Below are 9,245 nucleotides of genomic sequence, written 5' to 3'. Positions count from 1 at the left end.
CATCGGCCCGGTGCACTACTATGAAGGTCCGGTGCTGCTCGTGGGCCGCACGGCCGTTCTGATCGGCATGAACGTCGAGCCGAAGACGGCCCAGCGCGAATATGACCGTGCCCGCATCATCTTCATCGACCACGACAATGGCGGCGGCGACACCCATGATTGCAAGATCGGGCTGATGACGAGCACGCGGCCGCGCCGAGACCATGCTCCCTGCACGGCGAGCACCGTTCTCCTGCGCACGCAATGGAAGGTCAGCCCGGCCGCGCTGGACGGGCTGATGGTCAGCGCCACCGTCATTCGCTCCCTGACCGAAACGATCGAGAAGGATTTTGGCACGGTGCACGGGCCTCTGCTCAGGCTGTTCCTGGACAACCGGCCGTCCGGTTATCCAGTCGAGCCGGAATTGGGACCGTACGTGAAATCCGGTCCGCGACCGGAACGGGTGCTGCGGCTGGACACGGAGCGCTTCGCGACGCACATGCGCCACATCCTCGACGAGGTGGTCGCTGACGACGCCGTCTGCGCGCCGTTCAAGGCGAACTGGGCCGCGCAGATGCCCGGGTAGACGACCTACTTGCACCCCAACTGCGCCCGTTGCGGGTTTTTGCGGTTTAGCGATTCTTGCAGAATCGCGTTTTTCCGTTAGAGATATGAGATATCGTCCCTCTTGCTGAAACAGCCCAACAGTTCGAACATGCCGAAGAAAGCCCTTTTCCTGGCAGGACCGTTGACTGGTATCTCCTACAGAGATGCCCTCGATTGGAGAAAGTACGTAGAAAGCAAGCTTCCGGAGGATGTCATCGCATTCTCGGCGCTGCGCGGAAAAGGTTATGTGACAGAGGAGCGTGTCCTCAAGGACGCTTACCCTGAACATCTGCTCAGCACGTCCCAAGGTACGATCACGAGGGATCGCTATGACGTATCCCGCTGCGATGCACTTTTCGTCAATTTCCTGAATGCCGACCGAGTCTCCATAGGGACCGTCATGGAAATGGCGTGGGCCGATGTCAGGCGCATACCGATTATCCTGGCGATGAAGGAAGGAAATATTCATGATCATGCTTTCGTGCGACAGGTGGCCGCGTTCGTGACGGGTGACCTGGATGAGGCGATTCAGACGGCCGTTGATGTCGTAACGATGAGCGTCGTCTAAATGCTCCGATTCCGAAGCTCGCATCATATCGCAACGGCGCGTTCTCCAGTTTCTAATAAAAGAAACACGAGCAACGGCGATTCTGGTGCCGGCACCGACTTTGAAGCTCTGATGAGGAGTTCGCGGCACAACCGGCCGGAGCATCAGCTTAGCCGCACGCGTCGTCGGACCAAGATCGAGCTTGGCCCCGTTGCCATTGGAGGCAGTCGGAGCCCCCGCAAACTTGCGGGCCCGGAGCCGGCAGGAGTTCAGGGACGACCCCCGGCGCGGACAATTCGGATAATGAAAAGAAAACTCCCGCGCATCGCGGAGCCCCAATTTCTAGAAGGGTGCATAAGAAAAGCGTGCACAAGAAAAGCATGCGCAGAAGCTCTCTTGCACATTGAACTGCCCCCGTGAACGTGGTAAGCGCTCGGCCTGCTGCTTGGGGGCGCGCCGAATGAATATGTTCGACTCATCGGAATTCGACAAATCGACTATTCCCGAGTCGACCGCTGAGGCCCCCGCCGAAACCAAGCGACCATTTTCAATCGATGACCTGGTAGCGCTTGTACGGGATCGCGAAGAATCCATCTTTGAGTGTGCGCATGCGCGAGCGATAGACCCGCTGACCCTGCGCAGCCAGCTTCTTCTGCACCTGCCCCGGCTTGTCACCGCCGATCGATTCCCCCGCGAGCACGACATCCAACAAGAAGTTCAAGCTGTTTCGGATTTTCTTGAGGAGATACAGCGTCCGTATGCGAAATGGTTGAGGCCGCCAGAAAGGACGATCACGCTGGACGATCTCGAGTTCGTCTCGCTCGATCCGGAGATTGCGCAAATCTACCATGAGCGCCTCCACTATGTGGGCTCCTACCGGCCTGGGTGGCACTATGCTTTTCAAGAAAAGAATAGTGGCAGAATTGTCTGTATTGGCAGCGTTGCTGACTTCGACCTCAAGCATGCCCAGGAAAAGATCGCTCCTCATATCGAACTACGATACGTATCCGTCTTGTCGCGATTCTTTACCTTTCGCTGGGCACCCAAGAACATCTTCAGCTATTTTCATGGAAAGCTGCGCCTTCAGTTGATGAAGGAACGTGACACGAGACTGATGTTCTCTTTCATTAATCCGAATCTCGGATTCAACGCGAGTTCGCATAAGGGTGCCCATTGGACGCTCTTTGCCCGCGAGTCGGGTACGCGCTACACGTACTTGGATGGCCGTTACCGCACGATGCGCTTCTTCGTGGAGAACTACGGCACCAGCGATCCGGTCAAACTCAGAGAACGGCTTGGCGATTCGTTCATAGTCTCGACCATCAAGCTTCATCCGCTGGAGCTCTTTGCAATTCCGCTTCAGCGTCGGGGACGGAAGGCAATACCGACGGAACCCCACGGACCACACATCTTCCGCCGCCCGGAGTTGTGCGCCTCCATTCCAGCAAAATCGATGGTAGATCGGACTGAAACTGTCCTCTCGCGGCCGCCGATACCGATCCTCCCTGCATTGGCCGCAGGCTAGGGACGTCAGCCGGCTCCAGGCATTCGCCCGCTACCAAGAGCCCCCTCATCCCGCCGCACCCTTCCGCGCAACGCGGCCGGCGGCGCGCCGTGCAGCCTGTTCCAGGCACGGCGGAACTGGCGGGTGGAGGCGAAGCCGGCGCGCGCGGCCACCTGCTCCATCTGCAGCTTGGAGCCCATGACGAGCTCGCGCGCCAGCGCGATGCGGATACGGTTCACATAGTCGGTCACGCTCATCCCGGCATGCTCGTTGAACAGCCGCGACAGATTGCGCGGGCTTGCCGCGGCGATGCGGGCCAGCGCCTGGAGCGACCAGTCACGCGCCGGGTCGGCGGCGATCGCATCCTGGGCGCGGTGGATGGCGGGATGAATGTGGTTGCGGCCCTCCAGCCAGGGCGACAGCTGCGGATCGGCGCCGCCGCGCCTGAGATAGACCACGAGAAAGCGCGCCACCGCGAGCGCCGGCCCGTGGCCGGCCTCCTGCGCCACCACATGCAGCATGAGGTCGATGCCGGCGGCAATGCCGGCGCTGGAGAGCCGCTCGCCGTCCTCGACATAGATGCGGTTCTCGCGCACCTCGGCGGCCGGCGCCAGGCGCCGCAGCGCGGCGATCGTGGCGTGATGCGTGGTGCATTCGTAACCATCGAGCAGACCGGCGCGCGCGGCGAGCAGCGCACCGGAGCAGATCGTGGCCAGGCGGATTCCGGGCCGGATGGCATGCTTCAGCCAGGCCACGATCTCATCCTCGAGGCCGTGATCGCGCTTGCGGTCGCCGGTTCGGCCGAGCGGCTGCTCCGTACTGCCCGACAGCACGACCAGCGCGCCGTCGGGCAGGCGCGCCGGCAGCGGCTTGATGCCGGTCACGTCGAGGCCGATCGAGCTGCCGGTGGAAGATGACGGGCCGATAAAGTCGATGACGAAGCGCACGTCATCCTGCTCGAGATTGGCCTTGCGCAGCACCTCCATCGGGCCGGCGACATCCAGCAGCAGCACACGCGGCGGCACCACGACGAAGACCGGGATGTCCGGTCGTGGGCCGGCGCTTTTCATGTCTGTCGCATTTCCTTTCGGAAAACCGGCGTCCACTTTTCCGGAAAATGCTCCTGCCGTCATGCCGAAACGGCCTGCTTCGCGTCGGCCAGCGCCTGCTCCACCGTCGCGATGCGGGCGAACCGCCCCGCGAGCACCAGTTCGGTGCGGGCGCGGATGTCGGCCGGACTCCATTCGCGCCCCGCGGCGTCGGTCATCGGGAACGTCAGCGTCGCCTCGGTCACGAAATCGACCTGGTAGCCGAGATCGGAGGCATGCCGGGTCGTCGTCTCGCAGCACTGCTCGGTTCGAATGCCGGAGACGATCAGGCGGCGGATGGCGTGCTGCGACAGCCAGTCCTCGAGGCCGCTGCCGACCAGCGCCGAGTGGCGGCTCTTGCGGAAGACCACATCCGGCTCGAGCTCCAGCGGCGCCAGCGTGGTGACGAGGCCCGAGGCTTCGGAGAAGGCGCCGGTGCCCGCCACGTGGAAGATCTGAACGACCGGAACGCCCGCGCCCCTCGCGCCGTCGATCAGCGCCTGCTGGCGCTCGATATAGGCGGCGAGCCCCTCCTCGGAGAAATAAGGCCGCTGACGAAACGACTCCTGGGCATCGATGACGAGCAGCGCCGTGACCGGGCCGGACATATCGCGTATTCTCCTCAATCTGGACAAAGTATGACTTGCACGCATCAAGGCGGACGAAAATGCTTCCGCCGGACAACGAGGGGACAAATCGCGCCAGCCCCGCAAGCAATCTCCGGCCGACACGTCCTTATATGAACATGAATGCGCTGCTGCAACCTGACCTCGCATCCACCGGCGTGTGGTCCGCGGGTCTCGGCCGTGACGGCAGCCGCACGCGATCAGGCGCGTCGGCAGCCCGCTGGATGGCGCGAAGAGGAGAGGATGCCTTGCGAGATTAGACCCAGCCGCCGTCCACCACATATTGCTGTGCGGTGCAGGCCGACGCCTCCTCCGAGGCGAGAAACACCGTGAACCTCGCAAGCTCGTCCGGCATCAGCTTCCGCTTCAGGCACTGGCGGTTCATCAATTCGGCCTCGCCCTCGGGCGTGAGCCATTTCTCGAGCTGGCGCTCGGTCATGATCCAGCCGGGCGCGATCGCGTTGACGCGGATGTTGTAGGGGCCATAGTCGCGCGCCAGCGAGCGGGTCAGCCCGAGCACGCCGGCCTTGCTCGCCGAATAGGCCGCCATGCCGCCCTGCCCCGCCAACCAGGTGGTCGAGCCGAAATTGATGATGACGCCCGCCTTCGCCTGCTTCATGTCCGGCAGCACCGCCTGTACCGCGAAGAACTGGTGCTTCAGGTTCACGGCGATGCGCTCGTCCCAATAGGCCGGCTCCACGGTCTCGGTCGGATGCCGCTCGTCATGGGCGGCGTTGTTGACGAGGATGTTGAACGGTCCATGGGCCTTGCGCGCCTCGGCGATGCCGCGGCGCAGCGCCGCGATGTCGGTGAGGTCGACTGTGTAGAAGTGCGCCGAGAGGCCCTCACCGGACAATTCGCGCGCGAGCCTCGTCCCCTCCTCGGTCTTGATGTCGAAGAACACGACCGTGGACTTCTGCCGGGCAAAGTGCCGCGTGATCGCCGCCCCGATGCCGGACGCGCCACCGGTGACGAGTACGACCTTGCCGGCAAGATCCGGATAGATGGCGGCCATGGCTTTCCTCCCGATTTCGTTCGCCGGCGCGGTCGCGCTTGAAGCGCCTCGCCGATCTTATCCATTCAAATTCGCGAGGTGTACATATCAGATTTTCAGTTGCGCCCCTCAGAAAATGACGGCAGTGTTGCCAAAAATGCGTATCCGGGGAGGAAAGACGATGCGATGGCTCGACAGGCTGGGGCTTGCCGTGGCGACCCTATGGCTCGCGCTCGGCGCGGCAAACGCCGACACCACGGTGAAATGGCTGCATATCGAGGCCAATCCGGCCCAGGTGAAAATCTGGGAAGAGGTCGCCCGCAGTTATGAGGCCGCCCATCCCGGCACCAGGATCGAGATGCAGTTCCTGGAAAACGAGGCCTACAAGGCCAAGCTGCCGACCATCCTGCAATCCAAGGACCGTCCGAACATCATCTACAGCTGGGCCGGCGGCGTGCTGAAGTCGCAGATCGAGGCCGGCGTGCTCGAGGACATCACCGACCAGATCAAAGGCTACAGCGACAGCCTGACGCCGGCGGCGCTCGCCGCCTTCAGCCGCGACGGCCGCATCTACGGCCTGCCGACCGCGCTGTCGCAGGTCGGCTTTCTCTACAACAAGGAGCTGATGGCCAAGGCCAAGGTCGATGCCGCGGGCATCAAGACCTGGGACGACCTGCTCGCGGCGGTGAAGACGCTGAAGGCCGCCGGCGTCACGCCGATCGTGGCCGGCGGCGCCGACAAATGGCCGCTGCATTTCTACTGGACGCATCTGGCCGTGCGCATTGGCGGCAAGGCGGCGTTCGACGCCGCACTGCGCGGCGAGAATGGCGGCTTCGCCGGCGAGACGTTCCAGAAATCGGGCGAGCTGTTCAAGCAGCTCGTCGATTTGCAGCCGTTCCAGAACGGCTTCCTCGGCTTCAAGAATCCGCAGGCGGTCGGCTATTTCGGCGACGGCAAGGCCGCGATGACGCTCGCGATCTCCACCGTCTATCATCTGCAGCGGGCGCTGGCCGCCGACAAGAAGGGGCTTGCCGAGGACCAGATCGGCTGGTTCGATTTCCCCATGGTGCCCGGCGGCAAAGGCGAGCCGAGCGATACGCTCGGCGGCATCACCGGCTGGCTGGTGACAAAGGGCTCGCCGAAGGAGACGGTCGACTTCCTGAAGTTTTTCGTCTCGAAGGACGTGCAGACGCGGCTCGCCGCCGGCAACTTCATCATCCCGGTGGTGAAGGGCGCCGACGCCGGGCTCAATAACGCCTTCATGAAGCAGATCGCCGCTAACCTTTCGAAGTCGCGCTATCACCAGAACTTCTATGACCAGAGCCTCGGCCCCTCGGTCGGCCGCGTCGTCAACGACGTCACCGCCGAGATCGCCGGCGGCAGCATGGCGCCGAAGGACGCGGCAGAGGCGATCGAGGCCGCCTGGAAGCAGGGCAACTGAGCATGCGCCGCCGCGCCGATAGCCTGGCGCCGCTCACCGCCGTGCAGCCGCAGCCGGCATGGCCGGCGGCGCTGCGCGGCCTTCTCGCCGACAACCGGCTCGCCGTGCTGGTGCTGTTCCTGCCGCCGGCGCTGTTGCTGTTCACGCTGTTCGTCGTGCTGCCGATCGGCGAAGCCGCCTGGTATTCCGGTTTCAACTGGAACGGCTTTGGCAGGCCGACCAACTGGATCGGCTTCGACAACTACCGCTTCGTGCTGCAGACCCGCGCGTTCTGGCTGGCGCTGCGCAACAACGGCCTGATCATCGTCGTTTCCCTCCTGATCCAGTTGCCGCTGGCGCTGGCGCTCGCGCTGATGCTGGCCGAGCGCTTCCGCGGCGCGGTGGCGCTGCGCATGCTGTTCTTCCTGCCCTACATCCTGGCCGAGATCGCGACCGGGCTGATCTTCAGCTTCGTCTATGACGGCGACTACGGCCTCGTCGCCTCGATCTGGCGGCTGTTCGGCGCCGAGACGCCGCATCTGCTCGCCTCGACCGACACCGCGATGCTGGCGGTGCTGATCGTGATCGTCTGGAAATATTTCGGCTTCCACATGATGCTGTTCATCGCCGCGCTGCAGGGCATGGACAGGAGCCTGATCGAGGCCGCGCGCGTCGACGGCGCGACCCGCGCGCAGCTCCTGCGCCATGTGGTGATCCCGTGGCTCTATCCGACCATCCGCCTCTCGGTGTTCTTCGCCATCGTCGGCTCGCTGCAGCTCTTCGACCTGGTGATGCCGCTGACCCGCGGCGGCCCCGCCGATTCGTCGAACACGCTGGTGAGCTTCCTCTACAACAACGGCATCTCGCGGATGCGGGTCGGCTACGGGAGCGCCGTCGGCGTCATCCTGTTCGTCATCTGCGTCAGCTTCGCCTTCACCTATCAGCGATGGTTCCTGCGCGATGAGTGACATTGACACGATTCGCCCGCCCTTCGACCCGGCCGTGCTCTACAAGACGCTGTTCCTGGCAGTCGTCGCCGTCCTCGTGCTGGTGCCGCTGCTCGCGACCGTGCTGGGCGGCTTCAAGTCGCTCGGCGAACTGCGCATCAATCCGTTCGGCCTGCCGCAGCATTGGGAATGGTCGAACTATGCCGACATCCTGTTCTCCCAGCGCTACTGGCAATTGCTGCGCAACTCGCTGATCATCTCGGCGCTGACGGTGACGCTGACCCTGATCACGGCCTCGATGGCCGCGTTCACCTTCGCCCATGTGACGTTCTACGGCAGCTCGATGCTGCTGAGCTATCTGACGCTGGGCCTGCTGTTTCCCGCCGCGACCGCGGTGCTGCCGCTGTTCATCAAGGTGCGCGACCTCGGGCTGCTCGACACCTATTTCGGCGTCGCCTTGCCGCAGGTGGCGTTCAGCCTCGCCATGAGCGTGCTGTTGCTGCGGCGCTTCTTCAAGGACCTGCCCCCCGAGCTGCTGGAAGCCGCGCTGATGGACGGCTGCAGCTACATCAACTTCTTCCGCTACGTGACGCTGCCGCTGTCGCGGCCGATCCTCGCCACCGTCGGCACCATCACCTTCGTCCACAGCTGGAACGCCTATCTGCTGCCGCTGGTGATGCTGAACAGCGATGCGCTCTATCCATGGCCGCTCGGCGTCATGGTCTATCAGGGCGAATATTCGTCCGAATGGCACCTGATCCTCGCATTCATCACGCTGACGATCCTGCCGACCATCATCCTCTTCATCTTCGCGCAGAAGCACATCGTCGCGGGCCTCACCGCGGGCGCGGTCAAGGGATGACCGTGCAGCACGACAACGACTCTGAGGGAGCAGGCAATGAGAAAGGTCGGCATCGGAATCATCGGCTGCGGCGTCATCTCCGCCGCCTATCTGAAGGCCGCGCAGCGCTTCGGCGTCCTCGACGTCAAGGCGGTGGCCGACATGCGCAGCGAGGTGGCGGAAAAGCGCGGCGCCGAATTCGGCGTACCGGGCCTGCGGGTCGACCAGTTGCTCAAGCGCGACGACGTCGAGATCGTCGTCAACCTCACGGTGCCGCTGGCGCATACCGATGTCAGCCTCGCCGTGCTCAACGCGGGCAAGCATGTCCATTCCGAGAAGCCGCTCGGCGTCAATCTCGCGGAAGCGAGGAAGGTGATGGACCTCGCCGCGGAGAAGAACCTGCGCCTCGGCTGTGCGCCGGACACGTTTCTCGGCGGCGGCCATCAGACCGCGCGCAAGCTGATCGACGAAGGCGCGATCGGCACGCCCGTCGCCGGCAGCGCGTTCTTCATGTGCCCGGGGCACGAGCGCTGGCATCCGGCGCCCGGCTTCTATTATCTGCGCGGCGGCGGGCCGATGCTCGACATGGGACCGTACTATATCACCGACCTGGTGCAACTGCTCGGCCCGGTGGCAAGCGTGACGGGCTCGACGGCGCGGCCGAAGACCGAGCGGCTCGTCACCAGCGAGCCG

10 protein-coding genes are annotated in these 9,245 nt (G+C 63.7%); 7 read left to right on the top strand and 3 right to left on the bottom strand.

All coding sequences use genetic code 11. The features are described 5' to 3' along the window. The 3 genes from JOY90_RS33550 to JOY90_RS33540 form a co-directional block, all read left to right on the top strand. Positions 1-565 (top strand): hypothetical protein (locus JOY90_RS33550; RefSeq protein ID WP_291695384.1); only part of this gene is annotated, 565 nt, incomplete at its 5' end. A 129-nt stretch (positions 566-694) separates the two neighbouring features. Beyond that, positions 695-1,153 (top strand): hypothetical protein, encoded by a 459-nt coding sequence (locus tag JOY90_RS33545; RefSeq protein ID WP_291695383.1) that lies wholly within the window; start codon positions 695-697, stop codon positions 1,151-1,153. 439 nt (positions 1,154-1,592) lie between these two features. Next, the gene (locus tag JOY90_RS33540; RefSeq protein WP_291695382.1) at positions 1,593-2,657 is read left to right on the top strand and encodes a hypothetical protein; all 1,065 of its coding nucleotides are present in this window, start codon (positions 1,593-1,595) and stop codon (positions 2,655-2,657) included. Between the two features lie 5 nt (positions 2,658-2,662). Here JOY90_RS33540 and JOY90_RS33535 read toward each other — a convergent pair whose 3' ends face one another. From JOY90_RS33535 to JOY90_RS33525, 3 genes are all read right to left on the bottom strand, one after another. Next, positions 2,663-3,706 (bottom strand): GlxA family transcriptional regulator, encoded by a 1,044-nt coding sequence (locus JOY90_RS33535; RefSeq protein WP_291695381.1) that lies wholly within the window; start codon positions 3,704-3,706, stop codon positions 2,663-2,665. Positions 3,707-3,765: 59 nt separating this feature from the next. Continuing rightward, positions 3,766-4,332: an isochorismatase family protein gene (locus JOY90_RS33530; RefSeq protein WP_291695380.1), complete on the bottom strand. Its 567-nt coding sequence runs from the start codon at positions 4,330-4,332 to the stop codon at positions 3,766-3,768. Between the two features lie 274 nt (positions 4,333-4,606). Continuing rightward, positions 4,607-5,365: an SDR family NAD(P)-dependent oxidoreductase gene (locus tag JOY90_RS33525; protein WP_291695379.1), complete on the bottom strand. Its 759-nt coding sequence runs from the start codon at positions 5,363-5,365 to the stop codon at positions 4,607-4,609. A 160-nt stretch (positions 5,366-5,525) separates the two neighbouring features. Here JOY90_RS33525 and JOY90_RS33520 point away from each other — a divergent pair, with 160 nt between their 5' ends. From JOY90_RS33520 to JOY90_RS33505, 4 genes are all read left to right on the top strand, one after another. Continuing rightward, the gene (locus JOY90_RS33520) at positions 5,526-6,785 is read left to right on the top strand and encodes an extracellular solute-binding protein (protein ID WP_291695378.1); all 1,260 of its coding nucleotides are present in this window, start codon (positions 5,526-5,528) and stop codon (positions 6,783-6,785) included. A gap of 2 nt (positions 6,786-6,787) precedes the next feature. Then, positions 6,788-7,732: a carbohydrate ABC transporter permease gene (locus tag JOY90_RS33515; protein WP_291695377.1), complete on the top strand. Its 945-nt coding sequence runs from the start codon at positions 6,788-6,790 to the stop codon at positions 7,730-7,732. Next, positions 7,725-8,573 carry a carbohydrate ABC transporter permease gene (locus tag JOY90_RS33510; protein ID WP_291695376.1) on the top strand — a complete coding sequence of 283 codons (849 nt, stop codon included), beginning with the start codon at positions 7,725-7,727 and terminating at the stop codon, positions 8,571-8,573. The genes JOY90_RS33515 and JOY90_RS33510 overlap by 8 nt, the downstream gene beginning before the upstream one ends. 36 nt (positions 8,574-8,609) lie before the next feature. Then, the coding region (locus JOY90_RS33505) for a Gfo/Idh/MocA family oxidoreductase (RefSeq protein WP_291695375.1) at positions 8,610-9,245 on the top strand (636 nt) is incomplete at its 3' end.

It is taken from the genome of Bradyrhizobium sp. (genome assembly GCF_019242285.1).
GTDB lineage: Bacteria > Pseudomonadota > Alphaproteobacteria > Rhizobiales > Xanthobacteraceae > Bradyrhizobium.
Note: the sequence above shows the minus strand (reverse complement) of the source record. Positions and strands in the feature narration are given on the sequence as shown.

Excerpts from the sequence above, each read along its gene's own strand:
- JOY90_RS33545 (WP_291695383.1), top strand. The coding sequence starts at position 695 with ATGCCGAAGAAAGCCCTTTTCCTGGCAGGACCGTTGACTGGTATCTCC.
- JOY90_RS33525 (WP_291695379.1), bottom strand. The coding sequence starts at position 5,365 with ATGGCCGCCATCTATCCGGATCTTGCCGGCAAGGTCGTACTCGTCACC.
- JOY90_RS33535 (WP_291695381.1), bottom strand. The coding sequence starts at position 3,706 with ATGAAAAGCGCCGGCCCACGACCGGACATCCCGGTCTTCGTCGTGGTG.
- JOY90_RS33515 (WP_291695377.1), top strand. The coding sequence starts at position 6,788 with ATGCGCCGCCGCGCCGATAGCCTGGCGCCGCTCACCGCCGTGCAGCCG.
- JOY90_RS33530 (WP_291695380.1), bottom strand. The coding sequence starts at position 4,332 with ATGTCCGGCCCGGTCACGGCGCTGCTCGTCATCGATGCCCAGGAGTCG.
- JOY90_RS33520 (WP_291695378.1), top strand. The coding sequence starts at position 5,526 with ATGCGATGGCTCGACAGGCTGGGGCTTGCCGTGGCGACCCTATGGCTC.
- JOY90_RS33540 (WP_291695382.1), top strand. The coding sequence starts at position 1,593 with ATGAATATGTTCGACTCATCGGAATTCGACAAATCGACTATTCCCGAG.
- JOY90_RS33510 (WP_291695376.1), top strand. The coding sequence starts at position 7,725 with ATGAGTGACATTGACACGATTCGCCCGCCCTTCGACCCGGCCGTGCTC.